The 25,823-nt window shown below is 36.5% G+C and carries 24 protein-coding genes; 5 read left to right on the top strand and 19 right to left on the bottom strand.

All coding sequences use genetic code 11. The features are described from left to right. Window positions 1-85: 85 nt before the first annotated feature. Window positions 86-778, bottom strand: coding sequence for a DNA-directed RNA polymerase subunit omega (locus tag IGJ00_RS05905; RefSeq protein WP_071867155.1), 693 nt, complete (start codon window positions 776-778; stop codon window positions 86-88). A gap of 210 nt (window positions 779-988) precedes the next feature. Between IGJ00_RS05905 and IGJ00_RS05900 the strand changes: the two genes are divergently transcribed. Together IGJ00_RS05900 and IGJ00_RS05895 are read left to right on the top strand one after the other, a co-directional pair. Then, on the top strand, window positions 989-1,201 hold the full coding sequence (locus IGJ00_RS05900; protein ID WP_010735711.1) for a DUF378 domain-containing protein: 213 nt from the start codon (window positions 989-991) through the stop codon (window positions 1,199-1,201). 400 nt (window positions 1,202-1,601) lie between these two features. Continuing rightward, on the top strand, window positions 1,602-2,216 hold the full coding sequence (locus IGJ00_RS05895; RefSeq protein WP_086334572.1) for a LysM peptidoglycan-binding domain-containing protein: 615 nt from the start codon (window positions 1,602-1,604) through the stop codon (window positions 2,214-2,216). Between the two features lie 113 nt (window positions 2,217-2,329). On the opposite strand, the gene IGJ00_RS05890 is transcribed toward IGJ00_RS05895, so the two are convergent. The 8 genes from IGJ00_RS05890 to IGJ00_RS05855 all read right to left on the bottom strand — a co-directional run bounded on the left by IGJ00_RS05890 (window position 2,330) and on the right by IGJ00_RS05855 (window position 10,840). After that, window positions 2,330-2,854 carry a hypothetical protein gene (locus tag IGJ00_RS05890; protein WP_071866409.1) on the bottom strand — a complete coding sequence of 175 codons (525 nt, stop codon included), beginning with the start codon at window positions 2,852-2,854 and terminating at the stop codon, window positions 2,330-2,332. Window positions 2,855-2,952: 98 nt separating this feature from the next. Continuing rightward, window positions 2,953-3,555, bottom strand: coding sequence for a hypothetical protein (locus IGJ00_RS05885; RefSeq protein WP_071866408.1), 603 nt, complete (start codon window positions 3,553-3,555; stop codon window positions 2,953-2,955). Window positions 3,556-3,596: 41 nt separating this feature from the next. After that, a complete protein-coding gene (locus IGJ00_RS05880; protein WP_065096554.1) occupies window positions 3,597-3,935 on the bottom strand; it encodes an LPXTG cell wall anchor domain-containing protein in 339 nt (112 codons plus the stop codon). A 375-nt stretch (window positions 3,936-4,310) separates the two neighbouring features. Further along, window positions 4,311-5,783 carry a helix-turn-helix domain-containing protein gene (locus IGJ00_RS05875; protein WP_086334571.1) on the bottom strand — a complete coding sequence of 491 codons (1,473 nt, stop codon included), beginning with the start codon at window positions 5,781-5,783 and terminating at the stop codon, window positions 4,311-4,313. A 322-nt stretch (window positions 5,784-6,105) separates the two neighbouring features. Beyond that, the gene (locus IGJ00_RS05870) at window positions 6,106-7,599 is read right to left on the bottom strand and encodes a helix-turn-helix domain-containing protein (protein ID WP_142433200.1); all 1,494 of its coding nucleotides are present in this window, start codon (window positions 7,597-7,599) and stop codon (window positions 6,106-6,108) included. 413 nt (window positions 7,600-8,012) lie between these two features. Further along, window positions 8,013-8,960, bottom strand: coding sequence for an ABC transporter ATP-binding protein (locus tag IGJ00_RS05865; protein WP_074799730.1), 948 nt, complete (start codon window positions 8,958-8,960; stop codon window positions 8,013-8,015). Further along, a complete protein-coding gene (locus IGJ00_RS05860) occupies window positions 8,957-10,495 on the bottom strand; it encodes an ABC transporter permease/substrate-binding protein (RefSeq protein ID WP_071866404.1) in 1,539 nt (512 codons plus the stop codon). The genes IGJ00_RS05865 and IGJ00_RS05860 overlap by 4 nt, the downstream gene beginning before the upstream one ends. Before the next feature lie 129 nt (window positions 10,496-10,624). Next, a complete protein-coding gene (locus IGJ00_RS05855; protein WP_010735720.1) occupies window positions 10,625-10,840 on the bottom strand; it encodes a hypothetical protein in 216 nt (71 codons plus the stop codon). Between the two features lie 511 nt (window positions 10,841-11,351). Here IGJ00_RS05855 and IGJ00_RS05850 point away from each other — a divergent pair. Continuing rightward, window positions 11,352-12,017 (top strand): YitT family protein, encoded by a 666-nt coding sequence (locus IGJ00_RS05850; protein WP_071866403.1) that lies wholly within the window; start codon window positions 11,352-11,354, stop codon window positions 12,015-12,017. A 79-nt stretch (window positions 12,018-12,096) separates the two neighbouring features. On the opposite strand, the gene IGJ00_RS05845 is transcribed toward IGJ00_RS05850, so the two are convergent. The 5 genes from IGJ00_RS05845 to IGJ00_RS05825 form a co-directional block, all read right to left on the bottom strand. Next, window positions 12,097-13,152 (bottom strand): zinc-binding alcohol dehydrogenase family protein, encoded by a 1,056-nt coding sequence (locus IGJ00_RS05845; RefSeq protein WP_086334569.1) that lies wholly within the window; start codon window positions 13,150-13,152, stop codon window positions 12,097-12,099. A 151-nt stretch (window positions 13,153-13,303) separates the two neighbouring features. Further along, entirely contained in the window at window positions 13,304-13,996 is a 693-nt protein-coding gene (locus tag IGJ00_RS05840) for a hypothetical protein (RefSeq protein ID WP_142433201.1), read from the bottom strand. Window positions 13,997-14,058: 62 nt separating this feature from the next. Beyond that, window positions 14,059-15,027 carry a LacI family DNA-binding transcriptional regulator gene (locus tag IGJ00_RS05835; protein WP_010735724.1) on the bottom strand — a complete coding sequence of 323 codons (969 nt, stop codon included), beginning with the start codon at window positions 15,025-15,027 and terminating at the stop codon, window positions 14,059-14,061. Window positions 15,028-15,187: 160 nt separating this feature from the next. Then, a complete protein-coding gene (locus tag IGJ00_RS05830) occupies window positions 15,188-15,949 on the bottom strand; it encodes an alpha/beta fold hydrolase (RefSeq protein ID WP_438844168.1) in 762 nt (253 codons plus the stop codon). 8 nt (window positions 15,950-15,957) lie between these two features. Beyond that, entirely contained in the window at window positions 15,958-16,344 is a 387-nt protein-coding gene (locus IGJ00_RS05825) for a hypothetical protein (RefSeq protein WP_071866400.1), read from the bottom strand. A gap of 137 nt (window positions 16,345-16,481) precedes the next feature. Here IGJ00_RS05825 and IGJ00_RS05820 point away from each other — a divergent pair, with 137 nt between their 5' ends. Together IGJ00_RS05820 and IGJ00_RS05815 are read left to right on the top strand one after the other, a co-directional pair. Beyond that, window positions 16,482-17,030 (top strand): DUF2179 domain-containing protein, encoded by a 549-nt coding sequence (locus IGJ00_RS05820; RefSeq protein WP_019724126.1) that lies wholly within the window; start codon window positions 16,482-16,484, stop codon window positions 17,028-17,030. Between the two features lie 138 nt (window positions 17,031-17,168). After that, window positions 17,169-17,780, top strand: a complete 612-nt coding sequence (locus IGJ00_RS05815; RefSeq protein ID WP_071866399.1) for a hypothetical protein — start codon at window positions 17,169-17,171, stop codon at window positions 17,778-17,780. A gap of 164 nt (window positions 17,781-17,944) precedes the next feature. Here the strand turns inward: IGJ00_RS05815 and IGJ00_RS05810 are convergent, their stop codons facing one another. From IGJ00_RS05810 to parC, 5 genes are all read right to left on the bottom strand, one after another. Further along, entirely contained in the window at window positions 17,945-18,796 is an 852-nt protein-coding gene (locus tag IGJ00_RS05810; RefSeq protein WP_074799733.1) for a DUF1803 domain-containing protein, read from the bottom strand. Window positions 18,797-18,894: 98 nt separating this feature from the next. Then, complete coding sequence (locus IGJ00_RS05805) at window positions 18,895-19,821, bottom strand: manganese-dependent inorganic pyrophosphatase (protein WP_019724232.1); 927 nt, start codon at window positions 19,819-19,821, stop codon at window positions 18,895-18,897. 84 nt (window positions 19,822-19,905) lie between these two features. After that, on the bottom strand, window positions 19,906-20,667 hold the full coding sequence (gene pflA, locus IGJ00_RS05800; RefSeq protein ID WP_074799734.1) for a pyruvate formate-lyase-activating protein: 762 nt from the start codon (window positions 20,665-20,667) through the stop codon (window positions 19,906-19,908). Window positions 20,668-20,863: 196 nt separating this feature from the next. Beyond that, window positions 20,864-23,095, bottom strand: coding sequence for a formate C-acetyltransferase (gene pflB, locus IGJ00_RS05795; RefSeq protein ID WP_071866397.1), 2,232 nt, complete (start codon window positions 23,093-23,095; stop codon window positions 20,864-20,866). A 272-nt stretch (window positions 23,096-23,367) separates the two neighbouring features. After that, the gene (parC, locus tag IGJ00_RS05790) at window positions 23,368-25,818 is read right to left on the bottom strand and encodes a DNA topoisomerase IV subunit A (protein WP_104775644.1); all 2,451 of its coding nucleotides are present in this window, start codon (window positions 25,816-25,818) and stop codon (window positions 23,368-23,370) included. Between the last annotated feature and the right edge of the window lie 5 nt (window positions 25,819-25,823).

Genomic DNA, 25,823 nt, shown 5'->3' with positions numbered 1-25,823 from the left:
CCTCATCACCATTATACGAACAAACGTTCCGTTTTTCAAGTGATTTTCCTTGAAAAAACAACTCTAAAAAAAGTATCTTTAACGTCTACTTATTCACTTGGCGATCAACGATTTGTTGAGATTTTTCCGCCGTTTGCTTTGCATCGTTTCTCGCTTTTTCTAATTGTGCGATATAACTTCTCAAATTACTATTTTCTGCTGAAATAGTTTCTAATTGTTTCTTCGTGGTTGCTAAATCAGTTTGTAAATTTGTTTTTTCTCGATTTAATTGGTTGATTTGCTCGTTTAACTGATTGACAGTACTTTGCATCTCTGTATATTTGCCCTGAATCTCTTGGAGTCTAGTATTCCATTGACTATTTAGGGTGTTGATTTCGTTTATTTTTTGAGTGATTTCATTGATCTTATTGTTGATTTCGATTTGTTTGTCATTTAGTTGGTTTTCTTTACTGGTTAATTGGTTTTGTAAATTTGCATGTTCAGCAACCAATTGGCTTTTTTGCGTTTCCAAGTCAGTGATCTTTGTTTGGTATTCTTGCGCTTTTGTTTGTATGTTTTGAAGATCTTGATTTTTTATTGCTAATTGACTATTCAAGTCAGTGATTTTTTGGTTATGGTTTGTTAACTGTTGATCAAGTTTTTCTAAATTTTCGTTGATCTTAGTGATATCAGATTCCCCACCCCAGAATAAAACTTCTCCTGCAAACCGTGTGCCTGTATAACCAATCCCCCCTAGCAACAATGCAATCAATCCAGTAATCATCCATTTTTTTTTCATGTTCTTCTCCTTAATAAATATTATTATTTTATAACCAGCTAAATCTAATCTTTTACTTATCTATTGTCAAGACATATCTATTTTTAATTTTCAAATTCTATAAAACGTTGAAATGAAAGGACTATAAATTAAATTACAGGCAATATTTTAGTACAAATTCTTTAATTGTTTTATAATAATAGTATGTCATATAGGAAAGGGGTAATTTCAATGAAAACTTTAGATATGATTGCTTTAACATTGTTGATTGTTGGAGGATTGAACTGGTTATTAGTCGGTTTATTAGAATTTGATTTAGTTGCGACGATTGCAGGCGGCTCTACGACTATTTTAGCTAAAGCTATATATATTATTGTTGGGATTTGTGCTATTTATTGTTTGAAATTCTTTCCAATGATCTCCAATCGTGTAGAACATCAATAATTGGGATTTGATTTTTTTAGAACATGGGGCAAACATTTGCTCCATGTTTTTTTATTGATTAACTTCTTCGTATTGTCGTCTATAGACTTAAGAATAGCTATTATGATTGATTGATATCCAGCCATTTTATCTTCTACAATAGAAAAAACATATTTATTGCCCGCTTAATATTTTCTTAACTAATTTTTCTTATCAAAAAACGAGAACATACATTCTTTTAATTAAAGGAAAGAAAGCGTTTTTCGGTTACATATGTTTCGTTAAATATTACAAAAAAGGTAGCTTTGTCATAAACTGTTACGTTTTTATCACCTATGAAATGTCTCATCATGGTAAAGTATTACTCGTTAGCGAAAACAGCTAATCAAAATAACTTTTTAAAATACGAAGGAGATCTTTCATGAAATCACTTAAAACTATTCTTTTTGGAACAACTTTGGCCGCCGGCGCTGCATTATTTATGGGTACTTCTGCACACGCAGACGAAGCCTACACTGTTCAATCAGGTGATACTTTATCAACGATTTCTCAAAAATACGTTGGTGACAACTCCTTGATCCAAACAATTGCCGAAGCGAACTCAATCTCAAACATTCACCTGATTTTTTCAGGTCAAGAATTAACTATTCCTACTGGTGAACAAGCAGCTGCTCCTGTCGCTACTCAAGCGCCTGTAGAACCTGTTCAAGAAACAGCTCCAGTTGTGGAAACACCTGTAGTGGAACAAGCTCCTGTAGTAGAAGAAGCGCCCGTTGTGGAACAAGCACCTGCTACTGAAGTAGCTGTTTCAACTGGTACGAACGATGCCAAAGAATGGATCGCACAAAAAGAATCTAGCGGTTCTTACACAGCAACAAACGGACGCTATATCGGCCGTTACCAATTAGACTCTTCTTACTTGAACGGTGACTACTCTGCTGCCAATCAAGAAAGAGTAGCAGAACAATATGTTGCCTCTCGTTATGGCTCTTGGGAAGCGGCACAAGCTTTCTGGTTAGCTAACGGTTGGTACTAAGAACGATTTAACATTGAGTTAAAAGCTAAATAAATAAAAAATGGAAGGCTCGAAAATAGATTATCTATTTTCTGAGCCTTCCATTTTTTATTTATGTTAACTTCAATCAGCGATCAACTAATATTGATTGTACCATCGATCGTTGTTGTATTGACCAATTTTTCTTCGTTATAAATATTGTATAAAATTCTAACATCATGACTGCCAGCATCAGGTAGATTCTCAAAAGGGATAGAGTCTATTCGGTTGTTTGGAGGAATCAATCCTGATTTATACAATTGTTTATTATTGGATGCTAGATAGTATTCTACTTGGATATTGAATGCATTCTGACCATTATTACGTACATCGACACTCGCTTTTCCTTCTTTATCAACCTCTATATCATGTTTCAAAAGAATACGCATTTTGTCTTTATCCACTTGATCTTGCATTGCTTTTAAAATATCTTCATTACTCAATCTTGACAGATTATCATCTAAATCAGGCAACCCTGCCACTACTTGAGGAGGAGATTGATTAAAATAAAAGTATCCGCCAATCCCTGCTACAAGACATACGAGTAGCAAAGAAAACAAGATATAAGTTCTCTTCTTTTTACTATGATTCTTTTTTTCAATATTATTACTATGTGCCATTTTTCTCAACCTCCTTTCTCAAATTATAAGTGAAAAGTCTTTCATTCAGACTCTTTCTACTAAATTAGGTAATGGAATACTTATCAACTTTGCTAAGATTAGTTAGCCAATGCAGAAAAATGGAATGACATCGTGTATGCAGGTGTCACAATAACATCTTGTTGGAATGGACTAGTGATTGCTCCTTCAAATTTCAAGGATTTTGTTTGGCCTGTCCCAATAGTTGTCAAATAAGTACGAGTATCCAAGAACTGTCCAGAAGCACTTTGCAAACGAACCGCTGCTTCATTTAATGGTGTAAAGAACAAATCTTGAGTGATCCCAGTTGAGCTTGTCTCCGCAAAACTTTCTACTTCGATCATCACTCTATGTGAAGTTGAATTATTTGTCATTGCATATAATGGTGAAACGATCTCTGGTTGAGGGGTTCCATCTTCTGCCATCGCATTTGCATATCTTACAGTCGTAGGGATCGTGATATCGATATAGCGTTTATCTTCTGGATCAACTGGATCCCATTCTCCGATCCACCCTGAAACTTGAACATCGGCTTTGTCATCACCTTTAATCGTTTGCCCCGGTGTATTATCTGGTTGTCCAGGAATCCATCCCAAATCATTGGCAGCAGCGTTCATTGATCCAAGTCCCAAACCACTTAATAAAATTGTAGATACAATCGCTAAATTACTTAGCTTCTTCATATTGAATTTCTCTCCTTGCTGAAATAACCTATATTATTTCACTAAATTTTTTGTAGTCGTTCTTCTTTTTGATTGAACGTATAAAACAATCCTATCGAAAAAAGAGTAAGCAATAAACCGATCAAAGCAATTCCATTGGTCAAACGTTCCCCAGTTTGTGGGAAATTAGAGGAAGAACCTTCACTTTTGTTTGATGTTGGACCTGTAGCTTGCTGTTCTTCATTTTGGGTACTCTGCCCTGTGTCGTCTTGATTTTCGGAACTATTACCTAAATCACCGATCGTTGCTTCGACATGAACTGTTTGTATTTCTGATTGTTGAGCATGATAGACAGTTGGGCTCATAACGCATAACAGCAACACACCTATCATGTAATACATCGTCTTTTTTATCTTACCCTTCACCTCCTAATATAAACGACACGATTCCCACAAAACAATTATCCTTAAAAAACCAACACTTTTAAAACCAAGTTTTACCGCCAGTTTGGTAAATAAAATAAGAATATATAGTTATTTATTTTAGTAACAAATACAAACAAGACTTACAATTATTGACTAATACCCCATATATAACAGTGATAAGATAGCATTATAGAGTCCATATGAAACCAAGAAAAAATAAATAACATATTATTTTAACCAACCAGTCTGAACTTTTCTTAATAATTCCCACCAAAAGAAATAATTGAGTAAGATATCGCGGAATCGAATAACTATCCTGAAACAATTGCCAACTGATTTTTGTATAGTAGATCAAATCTCAGCAAGTTCATCCACTTTGATGTGATAGTACTCGACCAATTTATCAATGATCGCTTCATCTAAATAGTTAGAAATCCCAAGAGTAGGCACTTCAAAGTAGTCATTGGAATATATATCTGTCAGAAGACAATCAAACTTTTTTAAATAATCATTTTGTATTTTTGTCGCAGGGTTGAGAATCTCTATATTGATATTATGTCGAAAATAAAATTTGATTTCCTCTTTGAGCATACGCATATGATCATAAGAACTATCTAATAATAGTGCGACATGGAGTTTTATCTTTTGCTTCCGTACTTGTACCCATAGCTCTGACCAGGAAGTCAACAACTTGAAGACGGATTGATGGATCATTTCATCTAGATAGCTATGAAATGCAGATCCTAATGTCTGATAAATCTCAAAAAAACGTTCTTCTAGATCTTTAACTAGTGTGGGACTGTCTCTTTTTACGTTTTGAAAGAATTCTCGTTTCTTATTATGTAAAATATAGGTGGGTCTTACCATATTCATGGTTGTCCAATAAATATCATGAATCAATTGATCACGATTTTCACAAACTATACCAAACTTATTTTCTAAGTATTCTATTACTTGATTAAGTTTATTTTTTTGATTTACTGCATCAACTTGGACATTTAAATATTGTAATCGTAAAGTTGGATGAATCGGTTGATAAAACTCATAGAAAAGTTGTTGGAGATTTTCTTCTCTTAGATGGACAGCAAAATTTTCATCGATACGTCCTAAAAGTTCTGTTTCATTTGCGAAATGTTGAAAAATAAACGGTACATTCCCCGATATCAACTTATAATCTTGCTTTAAACGAATAAAACATATAAATAAATGAAATTTCATATTTCCTAAAAACAAGTGGCTGTCATTATTGACTAATGCCCAGATCGTATTCTCTTTTACAAATACTTCGATGATATCCGTGATCAGAGAGATATCATCGATTTTCATTAGATTCTCAGGTAAATTATATTTTTCTGCAAAGAAAGCAGAAAAAAAATCTCTAATATTCCCTTCATTACCTACAATATCGAGATGATTATTGATTTTAAAATCATACTTACTGATGACTTGATTAATTCGATTAATAATACGTGATACTTGTGTTTCAGATATATATAAACTATCACTTAGATCATCTTTTGAACTTACTTTTCTAAAAAATAGTGTTTCAAGTAAGGTATATTCCAAACTCTTACTCAAAATTTTTGAATAGATGAATGCTTTCGGTGTTTTCAGATTTTTCTTTAGCAATACTCCTGATCTAAAGGAGGTTTCAATTGTCAGTGGTGCAATCATCTCATTGATTTGCGAAAGATCATTTCGAGTTGTTTTTTCTGAGCTTTCGATCATTTCGGCTAATTCAGCTGTCGTCATCCACTGAGTATCCCATAATATTTCCAAAATCTTCAACTGACGTTTCAAACGTCCATCTAAGATTTCTCTCATTTCGTTTCCACCTCTCCAAACAAAAAATATTGAACGTCTACATTATTTTTAACATAGTGATTTATCTAAAAATAATCTCAATCTACCGACTGCTTGGTAAAATAACGATAGAACTTATAGGGAAATGTATTGAAAATATCAATAATTCCATCATTAAAAAAATTGGTATAGTTGAATAAAGATAAGGTATTCTCATTTATTCAGTGATTGTTCTATTTACAACTATTTTCAAAGTGAGTATTTACCAATGGTTTATTGGATTTTTATTAATTAAGAACAAGAAAAGATATGCCAGTTTAGGCATATCTAACAAATTGGATTATTAAATAGATTGCATCACAAGTTCTTTTCTAAATAACTGGATACTTTCTTTTCTGTTTATAATAAAAGTATGCAATTTGTGAATGAACTCATTATCGAAATAATGAGGAATACCAATGACCCTCGATTGTTCGACGGACCCTCGGATTGTACAAACATCTGTCAACACACAGTCATATTTTTCTAATTTTGATTGGCTAAACAGATCAAATGGTGACAAGATATCAACGGAATATGTACTTCTAAAATGCATTTCGATTTCTTCTTTTAACATACGCAAATGACCGATGGGTACATCCAAGATCAATGCGGCTTTGATCTGATGAGTCTTTTTCATCTCGATCCTAAAATCAGACCACTGCGTAACCAAACTATAAATCGATTGATACACCATATTTTTCTTATCAAATGCTTTAAGTTCAAGTTCTTCATATATTTCTGCAAAACACTCTCTTAATTCAATCATGATCGTTTGATTTTCACCCATTAATTCCAAAACAAATTCTTCAATCACATTATTCAATATAAAAGTCGGCCCAGTGATTCGAAAACTACTCCATAAAATGTCAGCAATCAATGTATCACTATGGGAACACTCAATATTAAATCGTTGGGATAAATCTTTGATCAGTCGTTCAATTTTACTATGTAAGGATGATTGGAAAATACCTAACTGTTGACAAGATCCGGTCACTTTAAAAGGTTCGCAATAGTTGGCAAATAGGTTGTATAATACGTCTTCGTTCAGTTTAATTTCAAAGCATTCTTTGCATTTACGTTTTAATTCTTCATCATTCAAAATCGTTTTGTAGCTAAACACAGTTGCTTTTTTTTCAATAAAAGCGCCTTGCTTACATCGATATAGCGCAGCAAGTACTTTTAAATGTATTTTATTTAATAAAAAATGATGTTGGTCATTCGCTTCAATAATCGTTATGTTTTCCTCATAAAAACATTGGATCAATCGATCGATTAATTCAAACTCTTCTTTTAAAAGAAGCGTTTCCGCTGAAAGATATTTTTCATACATCAAACTAGCAAATAATTTACGAATATTTATCTCTGAACCTTCAATCGTCAATTCGTGACTGATTTGTATCGAAAATTTATCTAAAACTGAATTTAGCTTGGTCAGTAAGCGGTTCAACTGTGTCTCTGAAATAAACAAGCAATCACATAACTCACCTTTAGTAAGATTCGGATTGATAAAAATTTCTTCAATGATCTGACATTCGATGCAGTTTTGTAAAAATAAAGAATAAAGATGTGTCTTTGAGACTCCGAGTGTTTTATCCAAGAAAACACCATGTTTAAAAGATGTTTCAATTTTAAGCGGTTTGATTATTTCATTCAAATGTTTGATATCCGTTCGTATCGTCTTTTCCACTCCCCCGATGACTTGAACAATTTTTGATACGGTCAACCATTCATTCTCCCACAGCAATTCTAATAATGCCAATTGCCTGGTACTTTGTTTATTTAATATTCCTTTCATTTTACTCCCCCAAATCTAATAAAAAAGCACAGTAATAAACAAAAAAATAACAACCCGACTGTGATTTTTCCATTTTTTTCTTATATGATTATTCAATTTTTATTTAAAGTTATCATTGAAATAAGATTTCCCCAAAAATATATGTACTATTACTTAATCATAATTTTAAAATATAAATCACCTTATGTCTACAAGAAAAATGAAGATAACGTGAGATATTTTTAATTTTTGACTAAATAATATCCGTAATGATAAATGATCGAGTAAAAGCATCCAAAAAATTATGCCTTTATTCGATCATTTCTTTATTTGTTATTCTAATACGTTTTTAAATAACTTTTATTGATTTATACCTTCTTTAGTGTAGTTATCTAAATAATTCATGGATCACATATCTAAAACATCCAAATGAATCAAATCTGCTTCCCACTTAAAAATGCAAAGACATTTTCTCTAGATATCTCTCCAATAGGTATTTCTTGCTTGTAGATGTTGACTTTTTCGACTTTTTCTAATTGAGCAAATAATTGTTTTAATGGTGTATCAATCTGAACCACTCTTCGTTGTTCAGTGATCTCTTTCTCAAAAAAGCCAGCAAGAATAAGTTGTTCAACTGTCTGGTCATTGTCTTGGATCGATTCCTCGAAGAAACTACGAACAAAGTCATTTTCAGGATGCATCAATAATCGCTCTGGTGTATCACATTGGATCAATACCCCTTCTTTCATCACAGCGATCCGATCCCCTAATTTGATTGCTTCTTCCATGTTATGGGTAACAAAAACAATTGTCGTACCTAATTCTTTATGAAGTGACAAAACGAGCTCCTGTAAGGAAGTTCTTGATAGAGGGTCCAATGCACTGAAAGGTTCGTCCATCAAGATCACTTCTGGATTTGCTGCTAGTGCCCGAATGATCCCTACACGCTGTTGTTCTCCTCCAGATAATTCTTGTGGCATTCGATCACGATAGACATCAGGATCTAAACCAACTTTTGCCAGTAACTGATCCGAAGTCTCGGATCGTTTCTGTTTTTCCCAGCCTAACATTTCAGGGATCACTTCGATATTCTGCTTGACAGTCATCGTTGGAAACAATGCGATCTGTTGCAAGACATACCCCATTTGCCAACGCATTTTTTGCAAGTTATAGTCCTTTAATGATTTACCTTTGAAATATACCTCCCCCACACTTGGTAAAGACAGCCCATTGATCATTTTTAGTGAAGTTGTCTTGCCACTTCCCGAAGGACCTACCAATACAAAGATCTCTCCCTCATTGATCGAAAGGTCTAATTGTCTAATTGCATATTTATCATTAAAGATTTTCTGGACGTTTTTAAATTCAATCAGTTCGGTCAATTGTTACCCTCCTTCACTAACCCTTGGTCAACCAGAAATTGTCTTGCCACTTCAGCTGGTTGTTTTTTCTCGACATTTACTTGATAATTCATCGTTTGCATCTGTTCCTCAGTTATTTTACCGCTAAGTTTCTCTAGAGCAGCCACGACTTCTGGATGGTCATTGGCAAAATCTTCATTCATCAATGGTGCGCCTTGGTACGTAGGGAACAATCCCCGATCATCTTCTAGGACGACTAAATCGTATTGTTTCAGTTCACTGTCGGTCGAATAGGCATCCACAACATTGACATCGCCATTATTTATTGCTTGATAACGTAAACTAGGTTCCATGCTTTGGACACTCGGAAAATCTAACTGATAAAGTTCCTGTATCCCTTTGTACCCATCCGCACGATCGATAAATTCTAACGTGAATCCTGCCTTGATTTGATTCTCGATTTTAGCTAAATCAGAAATTGATTTTAATTGGTGTTCATCCGCAAAGTCACGTTTAACAGCAAGAGCATATGTGTTTTGATAAGCCATCGGACTTAAAAGTGTCATTGAGAACTGTTCATTTAACAGTTTATTGGCCTCATGATAAGTTTCTTCTTTGGTTAATTTTTGGTCCTTGACTGATTCAGGAACTGTAACCAAACTCTCTAATACTGTTCCAGTAAACTCTGGATAAATATCGATTTGTTTGTTTTCTAAAGCACTGAATAAAAAACTCGTTTTGCCGAAATTCGGTTTTAATTCGACTTCCGCTTCGGTTTCTTCTTCGATCAACCCTTTGTACATCTGGATCAATATATCTGGTTCTGCACCAAGCTTACCGGCAATCGTGATTTTCTCTTGTTTCAAGAAACCAGTTTGATATATGGAAGCACCTGCGACTAAAGTCAAAATCAAGCCTAAAGTGATCATCGTATAACGAGGTTTCAAGTGTTGTAATAGACGGATCAAGCTACTGAAAACAATGGCTAACAAGGCAGAACTGATTGCGCCGATCAAAGTTAAAACAGGTGTATTCCGATCGATCCCTAACAAGATAAATGTTCCTAGCCCGCCTGCACCGATCAAGGCTGCTAATGTTGCTGTCCCAATGATCAATACCAACGCAGTGCGGATACCTGAGATTATGACAGGCAGCGCGATGGGTAACTCTACTTTGATCAATCTTCGAAAACGAGACATCCCAAAAGCAACTGCTGCTTCTTCGATTGATGGATCGATTTCTGCTAACCCTATATAAGTGCTTTGAAATATTGGTAATAAGGCATATAAAATCAAGGCGATCAACGCCGGTAAAGTGCCGATCCCTACAAATGGAATCAATAATCCTAAAAGTGCAAGTGAGGGAATGGTTTGCAGTACACTCGTTACTTGTAACAAAAATTCTGCCATTCTTTTATGGTTGACTGCCCAAATAGCAAGTGGGATCGCAATTACTGCGGCAATCAATAATGCAATCAATGAAATAGATAAGTGCTGAAATGTTGCTGCGAATAATTCTTCTTTTCTCTCATTGAGCGTTTCGATAAACGTATTCATATGACCTTCCTTTCTGTTCTCCTTTAAGTATAAACATAGCGAAGTAAATCCCCAACTAAGTTGTTTTAAAAAAAACTTGCAATCGACTAGATGGTGAGAAGTGATTGCAAGTTTTGTTTTTGTATTTAGTTATTTTGAATCATACGTAGCTCTATGTTGATAGAAGGTTTCTTCATACCTGCGTTTTCGTTCATTTTGTCGATACTTTTTTTCATCCCACATCACAAACCATAATACAAACGAAGGTAAAAAAATCAATAATGCTGTTTGTAACCCATAATTACCTATAATAATTCCAAAAAATAAAATCAACAACATCGCACCAAAACGTCTCATTGATTGCATCTCTGATCACCTCTATTATTTTATACCGAACAATTGTTCGCTCTTTTATTATACGAACAATCGTTCCCGTTGTAAAGTAGAAGTTGGAATTTTGAACAAAAAAAAACAGCCAGTAACTTTTAAAATCTCGTGGGGGAGATACTTGTTTACTGGCTTGTTCAATAATTATTATACTTTAAGTTGTGTGTCAGTGACCAAAAAAGTAAAAATCGGTTGTTTTAACATCATAATCGTTAAATTTGATAAAATAATTTATGTTTTTTTATCTTTAAATATTTTTTTTTATTTATCACGCTCTTTTATTCACTCTTTTTTTATCCCCTAAATTATGCACTACATCTTTTTACAGAGAATCATTTTTGATTTAAATGATTGTTTTACTAGGAGTGATTGACCGAAATTAAATATGCTTCATTATGTATATTTTTTTCTATTTACCTATTGAATTTATACAGTCGTTCAGTGTAATATAAAGATTGCTGAAAATTTTCAAAAAGAAAAGAGGTTAGAGATGAAACAAGTAAAATTTTTATTAGACTTATGTGGAATTATTTTGGGGGCTGCTCTTTATGGATTAGCGGTAACCGGAATCAATCTCCCTTCAAAATTAGCTGACGGTGGTGTCACAGGAATTGCTCTTTTACTTAATCATTTATTTGGCTTTGCGCCTTCCATCACCTCACTGATCATAAATTTACCTTTATTGCTGATTTCCTTGTTTATTTTTGGAAAACATGCATTTATTCGAACGATCGTCGGAACATTTTCTCTAGTCTTCTTCTTGCATGTATGGGAAAATTTAAATGTCCACTTTGCTGTTGGAAATCTTTTAGTGAATAGTCTAATGACTGGCATTCTTTCGGGAATCGGTTGTGGCTTAGTTTTTCGTTTTGGGGGCAGCACTGGCGGAACAGATATCGTTTATCAAGCAATTGAAAAATATTATCATGTGAATATCGGGAAAAGTCTATTTGTTATCACGTTTGGGATTTTAGTTGTGTCTTTGTTGTATTTGGATTTTACGCATTTTGCCTATACTCTTTTGAGTTGCTCAATTTTATCTTATACATTGAATAAAGTGAAGTACTTCCGCTTCGCTAATCCTTTCAAAAAAATCACAGCTCCATCCCCAACAGTCAATCAATTAGAGCCTCTGGAAGATTCATATATAGATTGAACCATTATCATAAAAAGCAACTACCTTCTCAAATAGTCTTCTATTTTGAGAAGGTAGTTGCTTTTTATAGTAATCCTTACTAGATGTCTTGTAGATCCAATGAACCACTGGTTTTGAACCCACCCGACAGAACGACTTTTCCTTGTTGGCCACCTTCACTCACCAACTTCATCGCTTGTTCAAGTGAAGCTCGGTTGATACCATCTGAGTAAACAGTTGTTACGTGGCTATGAAGTTTATTTTCTTCAAATAACTTTGTCAATGTCTCTAGGATCGCGCCTTGTGTTGCGATTTCTTTATTATGATCTGTTTTTGTGAAAACATACTCCCAATGGAAGCTGATTGAATCATTTTTATATTCATTCCAATCGATTTTCTCTTTTGTATTGACGATCATGCCAATATGCCCTAAAGGTTGAATGATTTTTTTTATTTCTGGTAGGTAGGATTCAATATCATACAACACTGCGATATAGTCAACACCATCGCTCCCAGCTTGTTTTAATTGGTCATAAAGAGAATGATGGTAATCAATTGGAACGTCTACGCCATTTTTTTCAAGCCATCCAAAATTTTGAGGACTAGCGGTAGCATACACTTTCATCCCCGTCCACTTCGCTAGTTGCGTCATGATCGAACCAACACCACCTCCCCCATTGATCACCAAAAGCTCTTTCCCTTCATTCGCTTTTTCTTGAGGAACTAATTGAAACTTTTCAAATAGCAATTCATAGGCAGTAAGTGCAGTCAATGGAATCCCAGCAGCGGCTTCGTCACTAAGATTCTTAGGAGCTTTCGCAACGATCCGTGCATCAACGATTTGATACTCTTGTTGACTCCCTTCACGTTGAGTCGTTCCTGCATAATAGACACGGTCATTTAGCTTGAAATCCTTTACAGCCGAGCCCATTTCCCGAACATAACCCACGCTATCATAGCCGAGTACGGTAAATGTTTTTTCTTTGACGATTTCTCTTCGCTTCGTATCTACAGGATTGATCGAAAGTGCTACAACTTCGATCAATAAGTCGTGTTCGCCAGGTTTTGGTACCATAATATCTTCTTCAATCAATTGCGGATAAGGGGTCTCACAAGTAAAACCAAACCTTTTCATTGATGAGGGTCTATTTATCATTTTACTATTCCTTTCTACTGCAATAATATAGTCGGTCAAAAAAAAGCTGTTCCACTCCAACCTCCAGACATTTTTTCACAAGTCCTGCTTGTTTCTTATTTGTCTGAATGTTTGAAGGAACAACTTTTTCTCATACTTGAGTAGTCACTACTTATTGGAAATAACCATTGCCTTTCAAGGAATTACCTTGGTCATTGATCAGGCCTTCCAACGAACGATCTAATACTCCGTGAGTTTTCTTACTTGAACTTTTCTCTTGGTTCATTGTTACACCTTTTTTTCCATCATAGGGTGTATTTTCTGTTTCAAATAAAAGATATGCATTCTTTTCTTTTTTGATCGAAGCGAGCAATTCTTCTTCAGAGATTTTATTTTTTTTCGGATCAGGAATGATCGAAGCTGGTACGTACTTAGGTACAAAATAAGAACGTTCTCTTCCCGAACGATTGAATACACTTCGTGATTGGCTTGTTTTTTCCTGTGTTGGTCTTTGCTCTGAAGGACTGGCATGACGAGTATAGCCGAAATTCGTCTGACTGTTTCGTTTTGTTTGTGTTTTTTTACTCTGTCTATAGTCTGGCAAATTTTGTTTATGTTTTGCTAGATTTGCTTTTTGTGTCGAAGCATGCCGAACATTGACTGTCGAATGAGGATTTTTTTCATTTTTTGAATAATCTTCAAAATGAAATTCATTGATTTGTTCGAACAATGGTTTGTCGCTTGTATCGGTCATCAGATCATCTTGCCCGTCAAACAGCACACGTCTATTTTCATTTTTTAACTTTACCCCTATATGATCATCGTATGCAGGAAAGCGAAAATGTTTTCGTTTGATTTCTGTCATGTAAACCATCCTTTTTAAGTGGACTTTCTCTTATAATAGCACAAATCGTCTATTTTCTATAGCTAAGCGTTAGTCTTATTTAACTTTCTTGTCGTTTCACGAATGATCAATTCTGGGAAAAAGTGGCGATATCCTTGGCTTGCTCCTTTTTCAGTAATTTTCTTTAATAACATTTCGCCGCACACTTCCCCCATACGAATGATGTCTTGTTTAACGGTAGTCAGTTTTGGGGAACTGATTTGATCAAGAAATACGCCATCAAAACCAATGACGCCAAATTGATCGGGTAACTGCCCACCAACTTGTGTGATGCCACGAACAATACCAAGCGCTAAGCGATCAGAACTGCAAACAAAACACGTTTTATCTGAAAATTCATCCCAATGTTCTGTGATATATTTTTCTGGTGTGGTGGAATGATTATCAAAACGCAGCATTTTCGGAGTTAGCCCAGCCTCTTCCATCACTTTTAGATAGCCCGCTTCTCTAGATAGTTCAAAAGGTTCTGCTTCATCGATGCCGATATAAACAACCGTTTGATAACCAACTTCTAAGGCATATTGTGTCGCTTTGGCGGTTCCGTATTGATTATCGCTATCAACATAATCATAGCCCATACGATTTTCACCAAATAACACAACTGGCTTTTCTAGACGATTGATCCAATCAAAATCTCTTTGACGCACGCCAGTGATGATATAACCATCGCAGGACCCAACATCAAAAGCATCGTTGGTCACTAATTGCAAGGAATAGTGCTCTTTACCAATCCTTTTGGCAATCCCCATAAGTAAATTCATATAATAGGGTTCCGTGGTATCGATTTCCTCAAGAATAAACAACTTGATGATCTGTGAACGGTTTGAAACTAACGCTTTTGCTGCAATATTCGGACGATAATCCAATTCAGCCATGGCGGTAAAAACTAGTTCCTTTAGCTCATCAGTGACTTGTTCTGGATGATTGATCACCCGAGAAACCGTCATTTTTGAGACATTTGCTCGTTTCGCTACATCTGCCAATGTTGGCATAAGATCTCCCCTTCCATGCCTAATTACATAACTATAGTCATTATAGCAAAGATTCGTGCTAAAAAAGAGCAGCTCCCAAATTGTTCTAAAAAAAAATCTATCTCAGAGAAAATCATTTCCTCTTTTGATAGACGTTTTTCCTATTTAGATATACTGCTTACTATTGGGGCATTTCCATCATTTGACTCAAAAAATCCGCTGCTTCCTCCATCAATGGGACTTCTACCATATGACGTTTTTCCGAAGAAGCACGAAAGACGATTCCCTTACCATAAGACTTATCTTGGTTTTTTTCGACAAATTTAGACACTTGTCGAAAAGGAATCTTTTCATCTTTTTCACCATGCCAGAAAAATAAAGGACGACCTGCTAGTTTTTCTGGTTGTAAAGATAGATCATAATGGTTGACCCATGAAATCAAGTCAAAATAATCATCTGGCACCTTATATTGAAATTCTTGCGCTCTGCGTGAAATTTCATTGCCATATTCAAGTGGTGCTGGTGATCCCATCAAACAAATTCCGCCAGTGATTTCTGGGTGTTTGGCTAGCAATGCACAAGTGGTCATTCCACCCATTGACACACCACCCACAGCTAATTTATCTGAAAGAAGTTCACGTTTTTTTAGATGTTCGATCAATGTATCAAACTCGAATAGATTCCCGTAGATACTACTCCAAAAAGTAAAGGAAGGAATTTTTGAAACGGGTTGTTTACGCTCGCCATGATTCATCGCATCTGGAAGCAAAACTCGCATCCCTTTTTTAGCCAGTTTTCTACCTTGAGTCAATACAAGCTCCTTGCTTGTCTGCCAACCATGATAGTAGATCACTACTGGGATTTTCTCTGTCTTCAACTCTTTTTGGACAACTTCTAATACGGGTATGTTTTTGATGGTTCGTTTCAAAATAATTGGATTCACTGATTGATTCACCTGATTTTCATTAGATTGGTTGACCGTAAAGACAACCATAAACTTAGCATGACTTGTACAAGGCATAGTAGCCCAAATGCAATAGTATAAAAATCCATCCTTTTGACAAAGAATAACATGGCGAATATTCCTATGATTCCTAATCCTATGGATAAGGCTGGAGAAATCGACATGTTAAAGAAGCTAGCCACACTACCAAAAATATTACCAATAAACACCATTAGAAAAAGAAAAATACTTAATATTACCCCATCAGTTAGTGAGATTGGGAATAACAAGGAATTCGCTTCAATGGGTTGTTGGATCGCATGGGTCCCTAAATACATACTAAGAAAAATACTACATATATGACTGACTCCAATGACCCTGTTCATTCGCTTCATCGCGCTCACCTGACTCTCTTTATAATTCTATTATAATCATTTTATCATTTTTTTAAAGTAATAAACGTTTATTCTTTTCTTCAATCGCATTATTTCTGATATGATGAACATAGACGCTACTGAAAGGAGTTCTTATTATGTTCGATCCAAAAATGTTAGCGATGATCTTTTTCATCAATTTCGCTTACATCACATTAAATACCTTACGCTTTATGTTGACCATGAAAGGCTATCGCTACATCGCTCCATTAGTTAGTATGGTTGAGATCACTATTTATATCGTTGGTTTATCGCTGGTTTTAGACCGCTTAGATAATCCATTGAATTTGTTCGTTTACGCGTTAGGCTATGCTGTTGGGATCAGTGTTGGGATTGCCATTGAGGATAAATTAGCACTAGGATATATCATGGTAACGACGATCCTACCAGCAAATACTTCAGAGGATAAAAATTTGCCGATCATTCTTCGACAAAATGGGTTTGGAGTGACACAAACGTCAGCAACTGGTTTAGAAGGTGAACGGTTAGTCTTAGAGATTTTATCTCCACGTAAAAGTGAACGTGAGCTTTATCGCTTGATCAAAGAAGTCGAAGAACGTGCTTTTATTATCTCCTACGAACCAAAATATATTTCTGGCGGATTCTGGACAAAGAAAGTGCGCAAACGCCGAAGCAATGTGAAATGAATATACAAAAAATAAACGATGATCCGATGAATTTATTTCATCCGACCATCGTCTATTTATTTGTTTTATTAAAAACCATCGACAATTCCTCATCATTTTGTTATTATATTGTATATCATTAAATTTATGGGAGTACTTATGGAAATACAACAAAAAACAACGACCTATCTACATTGGGGATCTGTTTTTGCCGTTTTGAATGCTTTGCTTTTTTTCTTTTATGCTTATTTTAAGACTTCAAGCATCCCTTGCAACTCATTTGGCTGGTTATTGCTTGACCACTCCGAGCTAAACCAATCGACTGACAACCCAACATTCTTGATTCTTTCTACTTTCTGCGGCCTGATCTTCTCGTTATGTTTCGCCGCCTATTTTGCTAAAAAAAAGATGAATACATTTAATGAAGTAAACGTTATTTTCGTAATACTGAAATCACTGAACCTTTTAACAGCTATGCTCTATACGTTTAATCAAGATTCACTTTTTTTCTTCATTATTAACGGTTTAGTTGTGATTTTAACGATATTTACTTTCTTTATTTTTTCATTGATCACCAAGCAATTAAGAATGCCGATGGTCATACAAACCAGCACCTTTTTCTGTTTTTGCTATAGTCTCGTAGCACTATTCATCCTAGCCTTTGCGCCATCGATCAATTCTGCTAATATCCAAATCACTAGTAATATTCTAGATATCTTGTTTATTGGGAATTTGGCTTATATGATGTGGCATTTTCGTAAAACAGCATGATCCCAATGAGATCTGGACAGGAGTGTTTAGCCTCTTGAAATCAGGCAGCATCCACAAAAATTATTTTTCTAATTTTTGTGGATGCTGCCTGATTTTTCGAAGAGGTTACTTCTGTTCTCACTTTTTTTCGGTTTAGTCGGTGGGTTCCCCGACAATTGTTGAGGTCATATTTTCTTGATATAAGAATAAGATTTTAAATCCAATTGCCCCATGACTTCGACTAACGCTTGTTCTTTAATAAAGGCGGCTTGCATCGGCGTTTCCGTTGAAGGTTCATATTTTTGTAGCAATGCGTCTTTCCTATCCTCTGTTATAGGCAGGAGTAATCGATACTGCTCTTCCTGAGCAACAACCCTCGCTAATAATAAGGCATCTAGAAAAATCGACTCACGGCGTTTTTTGTATTTGTTTTCACAAATCCGTTCGATAATTATTTCTATTTGGTCAAAAAAATAGGTTTCATTCACATCGCCAAGCAACTGTCCTAGCGCCTGAAATTGCTCCGATAGCGGTGTTTGCTGTTTTTGAAGATGGAAGTACGTTGGTAAAGATACCACTTCTTCTCCTTGGGTGAGCGTCCTGAAGCGATAGTTCTCATTCCCTGCTTCCAACCGCACAATCGTAGGGACTGAAAAAGTAGTTGCATAAAAATAAGGAGACGTTGTTTCATGACAGAAATCCCAAATTTCTTCTGATAAGAAGAGATTTCTGCGGTGTTCCGGTTGTTTCATTAATTCATTGATTAATTCTTTAGTCAGTTGCTTGATCTCTGTTTGGAAATCTCCTTGGTCATAGACCGGAAAAGCACAGCGGTAACGGCGATTTTCTCGGATGATCAATCCACTATCGATCATTTGATCAAGAAAGTGTTCCATTTTCTTTTGAGGAAATGCTTTCTTTAGTTGGCGTAAAATCACCTCTTGTGAGCCTTGTTCGATCAAATAGTCGATCATTGGTTGGAAGAGCGGATGCTCAATTAGTTTTCGTTTGTTCTCTAAAGAATAAAAATATTGCATGTCTGTTTACCTGCTTTCTATGTGACACCTTGAATGAAAAAAGCGGGAGGTCCCAGTCAACTGGTTACACTCCCACTCCCTTCTTCCAATCTCATTGCCTAATTGAAAACTTCTGTTAATTGAGGTACCACTTGTTTTTTACGTGAAACGACCCCTTGTAAAAATGCGCGATTGTTTTCTAACTTCACGCCAAAAGCTTGTTCAACTTGTTCTTTTCTTTCGCCAGCAATCAATAATTCTGAGTTGCTGTTCAAGATGTCTGTTACAACAAGAACAAAAAGATCATAACCATTCGTCGCAATCTCTGTTTGCATGGCAGTTTCAAGTTCAGCTTGACGATCCATTACTTCATTTAGATCAACTGTATTGACTTGAGCGATACGAACACTTGCTTCACCCATAGGGAAACTTTTCGCATCTAGATCAAGTAATACTTCTGCTGGTTTATCACTTAGATTTGTACCTGCTTTCAACATGTCTAAACCATACGCTTCTAAGTCCACACCAGAGATTTCAACTAGCTCTTTTGCAGCCAATTGATCTGCTTCTGTTGAAGTTGGTGATTTGAACAACAATGTATCTGAAATGATTGCTGATAACATGATTCCAGCGATTTCTTTCGGAATCTCAATTTGATTTTCTTTAAATAATTTTAGAATGATCGTACTTGTACATCCCACTGGTTCAGCACGATAATACAATGGATTCGCTGTTTCAAAGTTGGCGATACGATGATGGTCAACTACTGCTAAAATCGTCGCTTCCGCAATATCTACCACGCTTTGTTGGAATTCATTATGATCGACAAGCATGACATCTGCTTGTTCCTCTTTGATCGATGTGATCACTCGAGGCGCCTCTAATTTGAAGTAATCTAGTGCAAATTGTGTTTCTTCACTTGGCGTGCCTAAAGCGACAGGCTCAGCGTTTACTCCTAATTGATTTTGCAAATATGAAAATGCAATCGCTGCTCCAATTGCATCTGTATCAGGATTTTGATGACCAAAAACTAAAACTTTTGACATTTGACTCGCTCCTTTTTGTTTTCTCCTATTCAATAATAGCAAAAAAACGGAAAGAAGCAATACTTATCTTCCTTCCGTTCGCGTCTATCTGGTTAAATACTTTGTATAATCTTCGATATGAAGAAGACGTTTTGCATTTTCTACTCGTTCTTTTGTCGGTGGTTCGATTCCTTCTAATGGATACGTCAAACCAAGCGTTTCCCATTTGTATTTACCCATTGTATGATAAGGAAGGATTTCCACACGATCGACATTATCAAGAGTTTTGATGAATGCATCAAGGCGGATCAAATACTCATCATAGTCACTACGTTCTGGGACTAACACATGACGAATCCAGACAGGTTTCTTGATATCTGAAAGATACTGAGCCATTTCTAAGATATTTTCATTGCCCCAATGAGTTAATTTTTTATGTGCTTCGTTATCGATATGTTTGATATCGAATAACAGTAAGTCCGTATAGTTCATCAACTCTTCAAAACGAGAAAAGAAAGGCTCATCATGGCTAAATGGTTTTCCACATGTGTCGATTGTTGTATGAATGCCACGTTCTTTCGCCTTTTGGAATAATTCGATTAGGAAATCGATCTGCAATAAAGGTTCACCACCACTGATCGTGATCCCTCCTTGTTTACCCCAATAAGAACGGTAACGTTCTGCTTGGTCTAAAATTGCATCCGCGGTATATTCTTTTCCTCCACCAATATTCCAAGTGTCTGGGTTATGGCAAAATTCACAACGCATGCGACAACCTTGCATGAAGACGACAAAGCGAACGCCTGGTCCATCTACAGACCCAAATGTTTCAATCGAATGGACATAGCCTTTAGTTTGTTCTTCCATTTTAATCACTTCTTTTCTTTAGTTTCTTTCGTTATGAGCCACGGACAATGTTGCGACTTCTCAACACGCTGTGAAGAAAAGATCTATCTACTCGCCTCTAACACTAGATATATGCTTTTTTCATATAGTTGTAAAAAAGGAAGACAAAAGCTCATGCGGAACTTTTGCCTTTCCTTATTACACTGCATTGATTGTCTTACATTCTGTCGTGTGACGTTCTCATTAATACGTCTAATTGTTGTTCTCTTGTCAAGTCACGGAATTTAACCGCATATCCAGAAACACGGATCGTTAAGTTTGGATATTTCATTGGGTTTTCCATTGCATCACGCAATAAGTCATTACTGAATACGTTGACGTTCAAGTGGTATGCTCCTCTTGAGAAATAACCGTCTAAGACGTTACGTAAGTTGTCGATTCTTGTTTCTTCATCTTTCCCTAAACCAGAAGGGTTGATTGTTTGTGTATTAGAGATACCATCACGAGCGTGTGCATAGTTGAATTTCGCAGTTGAGTTCAAGCTTGCAAGTAACCCATTTTGTTCTGCTTGATAACTTGGATTTGCACCAGGTGCTAAAGGTTTACCAGCTTCACGTCCGTCAGGTGTATTCCCTGTATTTTTTCCGTAAACGACATTTGATGTGATCGTTAATAATGAAGTTGTCGGAGTTGAATTACGGTAAGTTTTATGACGTTTGATTTGACCCATGAAGTATTCTAAGATCCATTCAGCGATCTCATCGGCACGATCATCGTCATTACCATATTTAGGGAAGTCACCAGTTACTTCAAAGTCAACTGTGATCCCTTCTTCATTACGGATTGGTTTAACTTGTGCATATTTGATTGCAGACAAGCTATCTGCTGCGTGAGAGATACCTGCGATACCTGTCGCAAATGTACGTTTCAAGTCAGTATCCATGACTGCTAATTGTGCTGCTTCATAAGAATATTTGTCGTGCATATAGTGGATGATGTTTAGCGTATTGACATAAAGCTCAGCTAACCAGTCCATGATGTTCATGAAGTTGTGTTTTACTTCTTCAAAGTCTAATGTGTCGCTTGTGATCGGACGATACTCAGGACCTACTTGTGCGCCTGTCATTTCATCCACACCACCGTTGATCGCATATAACAAAGCTTTAGCTAAGTTTGCGCGAGCACCGAAGAATTGCATATCTTTACCAACAACAGTTCCAGATACACAACATGCGATCGCACAGTCGTCTGAACCCCATTGTTCACGAAGCAAGTTATCATTTTCAAATTGGATCGAAGAACTTTCGATCGCAATTTTACTTGCATACGTTCTGAAGCCTTCTGGTAAGTTTTCTGAGTATAAAACAGTCAAGTTTGGTTCTGGGGAAGGTCCCATATTTGTCAATGTGTGCAACATACGGAAATCATTTTTTGTGACTAATGAACGTCCGTCTAAGCCCATACCAGCGATTGATAAGGTTGCCCAGATCGGGAAGCCAGAGAACAATTGGTTGTATTCAGGCGTACGTGCAAATTTCACCATACGTAATTTCATTACTAAATGATCGATCAATTCTTGTGCTTCTTTTTCAGTGATCACACCGTTGTCTAAATCACGTTGGATATAAATGTCTAAGAATGCAGAGATACGTCCGATCGACATAGCTGCACCATTTTGAGATTTGATTGCTGCTAGATAACCAAAGTATAACCATTGAACGGCTTCTTTTGCGTTGGCAGCTGGTTTTGAAATGTCATACCCATATTTTGCAGCCATTTCTTTCATTTGAGCTAATGCACGATATTGTTCTGAGATTTCTTCACGAAGACGGATGACCTCTTCACTCATCGTATGGTAGCCTGTATTGTCATGGTCTTTTTTCTTTTGAGCCATCAAATAGTCGATTCCGTACAATGCGATACGACGGTAGTCACCGATGATGCGGCCACGTCCGTAAGCGTCAGGAAGTCCAGTGATGATCTTGTTTTTACGTGCAGCACGCATTTCTGCTGTATAAGCATCGAATACACCTTGGTTATGTGTTTTTCTCCAGTCTGTGAAAATGTGTGTTAACTCTTCTTTTGGCTCATAGCCGTTACTTGTTAACGCATGATTCGCCATGTTGATGCCACCAAATGGCATGAATGCTTGTTTCAAAGGAGTTTCAGTTTGTAGACCGACGATTTGTTCTAAATCTTTGTCTAGGTATCCTGCTTCGTGAGAAGTGATTGTTGATACGACATCTGTATCCATGTCATATACACCATTACGTTCAAATTGGATATCGTTTAATTTTTGTAATTTTTCCCACAAATTTTCTGTTGCTTCAGTGGGTTTTTCTAAAAAGCTGTCATCACCGCGGTATTCTGTATAGTTGTTTTGGATAAAGTCACGTGTATCCACGCCTTCTTTCCACTTAGTTCCTTTAAATCCATTCCATTGTTCCATCGTATGGACCTCCCGTTTCTGTTTTATGTAACAGTTTTTACGTGATAAGTATAACACATGTCACCTCCAATGCAAGGGTTTTCTTGTTTTTTTGTTAACAAATAAAGCGAATATAAAATAATAGTCGTTATTAAAGTTGATATATAGGTATTTATCTATTGTGAATCTATTCATATTTTGTTTGTGCAAGTCTTAATTTTATGTTAATAAATAAAAATAGCTGGCAACTGTAATAATACAGTTGCCAGCTATTTCATAAAAAACTATAACAGTTATTCCTTGATATCCATCGTTGGAGAATCAATCACCATTTGGACTTCTCCGCCTTTTTTCTCATCTAAAACAAATGAACCGTTGGATGTACGATCACCAATTGGATAATCCGTCGGATCGATTGGTAATTCTTGTCCTTTTTGATTGATCAACGTCATCGTTTTGGCGTGGCCCTCTGACATATAGATCACTCGATGTGGTTGTTTCTTCAATTCTCGCAATACAGTCACACCTCGTTTGGCACGAGAAGTCTGACTGATTTCTTGTGCAAGCATTCGTTTTACTGCCCCACGCTGGCTGACGATAACGATAGGCGTATCTCCTTCTGCTAAGACAAGTAAACCATTAACGACATAATCTTCTTCTTTCAAATTGATCGATTTGACACCTGCAGCCTTCGTTCCAACAACTGGCACTTCAGTCAACGGATAGCGTAGGCCCATTCCTTGATGCGTAACAAGGAAAACATCACGATCTGTTTGTTCTTTTTCAAGATAGACAGCCACTAATTCATCTTCACTGGCTTTTAGCTTCATGCCACTCAATGGACGACTCTTATACGTACGCCATGGTTCAAAATCTGTCATCCGCGTCTGTTTGATCAAGCCGTTTTTACTGATAAATACAAATGTCTTTTCGGAATCGATTTTCTGATAGGGGAATACCGCTAAAATGGATTCATCAACAGCTAGATTCACTATCGTTTGTGAGATATGCTCACCGGCATCTTTCCATTTCAAATCTGGTAGTTCGTGGACTGGGCGATAGATCACATTGGCTTTATTGGTGACCAGTAACAAATGATCTAACGTATTCAGTTCCCCAGCGTATAGAAGATAATCTCCTTCACGCATACCGATTTCTTCTGGTTTTGATGCACTATAGGAACGAAGGCTTGTTCGTTTCACATAGCCTTCACGTGTGACACTGACAATGACATCCTCTTGCGCAACCAATACTTGTGTATCGATTTTGATTTCTTCGATTTCATCTTCGATCATCGTCAAGCGAGAAGAAGCATATTTCTTCTTGACTTCACGTAGTTCTTTTTTCATGACAGAAAATAATTCTTTATCGTTTGAAAGGATTTTATTTAATTCAGTGATCAGAGCAATCAATTCTTGCGATTCACGGCGTAGTTCGGTAATGTCTGTATTCGTCAAACGATAAAGCTGTAACGTCACGATGGCTTCAGCTTGTTCTTCTGTAAATTGGAACATTTGGACTAAATTGTGCTTCGCATCTTTTTTATCTTTACTCTCACGGATCGTTGCAATGACTTCATCTAAAATCGATAGAGCTTTCATCAGCCCTTCAACGATATGTTGTCTTCTTTGCGCTTTCTCCAAGTCAAACTGACTACGTTTGGTGATCACTTGTTTGCGGTGCTCGATGTAACTACTTAAAATATCCTTCAACCCTACTTGATGAGGGGTCATATGATCGATTGCCACCATATTGAAGTTGTAGTTGATCTGTAATTCGGTATTCTTGAATAAATAATTCAAGATTCCTTGAGCGTTAGCGTCTTTTTTCAATTCCACAACGATCTGTAGACCCGTACGATCACTTTCGTCACGAACTTCTGCTATCCCATCGATTTTCTTGTTCAAGCGTATCTCATCCATTTTTTTGACAAGAGTCGCTTTGTTCACTTCGTAAGGAATCTCAGTGATCACGATTTGTTGCTTGTTTCCTTTGATGGATTCAATCGCCGTTTTCGAGCGTAAGATCACTTTTCCACGACCAGTTTCATAAGCTTTCTTGATTTCATCTTTTCCTTGTAAAATGCCCCCAGTTGGAAAGTCAGGACCTGGAATGAATTCCATCAATTTGTCTAAGCTGGCTTGTGGATGGTCGATCATATAGACCGTTCCATCGATGACTTCTGCGAGATTATGCGTTGGTATCTCAGTAGCATAGCCCGCAGAGATACCGGTTGATCCATTGACTAATAGATTGGGGTATCTCGCTGGTAATACAGTCGGCTCTTTTTCAGTGTCATCAAAGTTCCACACAAGGTCGACCGTATTTTTTTCGATATCAGCAAGCATCTCGCCGCTCAATTTCGATAAGCGTGCTTCTGTATAACGCATTGCCGCTGGTGGGTCTCCGTCCATACTTCCGTTGTTTCCGTGCATTTCTACGAGTACTTCTCGTAGTTTCCAATCCTGGCTCATACGAACCATTGCATCATAGATACTGCTGTCACCGTGGGGATGATAATTACCCATGATATTCCCGACAGATTTTGCTGATTTACGGAATCCTTTATCAAACGTATTGCCGTCTTTATTCATCGCAAATAAAATACGACGTTGAACGGGTTTCAGACCATCACGGATATCCGGCAAAGCACGTTCTTGAATAATATATTTCGAGTAACGTCCGAAGCGGTCACCCATCACTTCTTCTAACGTTAATTCTTGGATTTCTTGACGTTCTTCCATTAGGT

Source organism: Enterococcus sp. AZ062 (assembly GCF_051715065.1).
Classification (GTDB): domain Bacteria; phylum Bacillota; class Bacilli; order Lactobacillales; family Enterococcaceae; genus Enterococcus_B; species Enterococcus_B mundtii.
The sequence above is the reverse complement of the archived record's forward strand: the minus strand, read 5'-3'. Positions and strand labels throughout refer to the sequence as shown.

Excerpts from the sequence above, each read along its gene's own strand:
- IGJ00_RS05850 (WP_071866403.1), top strand. The coding sequence starts at position 11,352 with ATGAAACAAGTAAAATTTTTATTAGACTTATGTGGAATTATTTTGGGG.
- pflB (WP_071866397.1), bottom strand. The coding sequence starts at position 23,095 with ATGGAACAATGGAATGGATTTAAAGGAACTAAGTGGAAAGAAGGCGTG.
- IGJ00_RS05905 (WP_071867155.1), bottom strand. The coding sequence starts at position 778 with ATGAAAAAAAAATGGATGATTACTGGATTGATTGCATTGTTGCTAGGG.
- IGJ00_RS05885 (WP_071866408.1), bottom strand. The coding sequence starts at position 3,555 with ATGAAGAAGCTAAGTAATTTAGCGATTGTATCTACAATTTTATTAAGT.
- IGJ00_RS05835 (WP_010735724.1), bottom strand. The coding sequence starts at position 15,027 with ATGCCAACATTGGCAGATGTAGCGAAACGAGCAAATGTCTCAAAAATG.
- IGJ00_RS05880 (WP_065096554.1), bottom strand. The coding sequence starts at position 3,935 with ATGTATTACATGATAGGTGTGTTGCTGTTATGCGTTATGAGCCCAACT.
- parC (WP_104775644.1), bottom strand. The coding sequence starts at position 25,818 with ATGGAAGAACGTCAAGAAATCCAAGAATTAACGTTAGAAGAAGTGATG.
- IGJ00_RS05890 (WP_071866409.1), bottom strand. The coding sequence starts at position 2,854 with ATGGCACATAGTAATAATATTGAAAAAAAGAATCATAGTAAAAAGAAG.
- IGJ00_RS05855 (WP_010735720.1), bottom strand. The coding sequence starts at position 10,840 with ATGCAATCAATGAGACGTTTTGGTGCGATGTTGTTGATTTTATTTTTT.
- IGJ00_RS05805 (WP_019724232.1), bottom strand. The coding sequence starts at position 19,821 with ATGTCAAAAGTTTTAGTTTTTGGTCATCAAAATCCTGATACAGATGCA.
- pflA (WP_074799734.1), bottom strand. The coding sequence starts at position 20,667 with ATGGAAGAACAAACTAAAGGCTATGTCCATTCGATTGAAACATTTGGG.
- IGJ00_RS05810 (WP_074799733.1), bottom strand. The coding sequence starts at position 18,796 with ATGCAATATTTTTATTCTTTAGAGAACAAACGAAAACTAATTGAGCAT.
- IGJ00_RS05870 (WP_142433200.1), bottom strand. The coding sequence starts at position 7,599 with ATGAAAGGAATATTAAATAAACAAAGTACCAGGCAATTGGCATTATTA.
- IGJ00_RS05860 (WP_071866404.1), bottom strand. The coding sequence starts at position 10,495 with ATGAATACGTTTATCGAAACGCTCAATGAGAGAAAAGAAGAATTATTC.
- IGJ00_RS05820 (WP_019724126.1), top strand. The coding sequence starts at position 16,482 with ATGTTCGATCCAAAAATGTTAGCGATGATCTTTTTCATCAATTTCGCT.
- IGJ00_RS05815 (WP_071866399.1), top strand. The coding sequence starts at position 17,169 with ATGGAAATACAACAAAAAACAACGACCTATCTACATTGGGGATCTGTT.
- IGJ00_RS05845 (WP_086334569.1), bottom strand. The coding sequence starts at position 13,152 with ATGATAAATAGACCCTCATCAATGAAAAGGTTTGGTTTTACTTGTGAG.
- IGJ00_RS05840 (WP_142433201.1), bottom strand. The coding sequence starts at position 13,996 with ATGACAGAAATCAAACGAAAACATTTTCGCTTTCCTGCATACGATGAT.
- IGJ00_RS05895 (WP_086334572.1), top strand. The coding sequence starts at position 1,602 with ATGAAATCACTTAAAACTATTCTTTTTGGAACAACTTTGGCCGCCGGC.
- IGJ00_RS05875 (WP_086334571.1), bottom strand. The coding sequence starts at position 5,783 with ATGAGAGAAATCTTAGATGGACGTTTGAAACGTCAGTTGAAGATTTTG.
- IGJ00_RS05825 (WP_071866400.1), bottom strand. The coding sequence starts at position 16,344 with ATGAAGCGAATGAACAGGGTCATTGGAGTCAGTCATATATGTAGTATT.
- IGJ00_RS05900 (WP_010735711.1), top strand. The coding sequence starts at position 989 with ATGAAAACTTTAGATATGATTGCTTTAACATTGTTGATTGTTGGAGGA.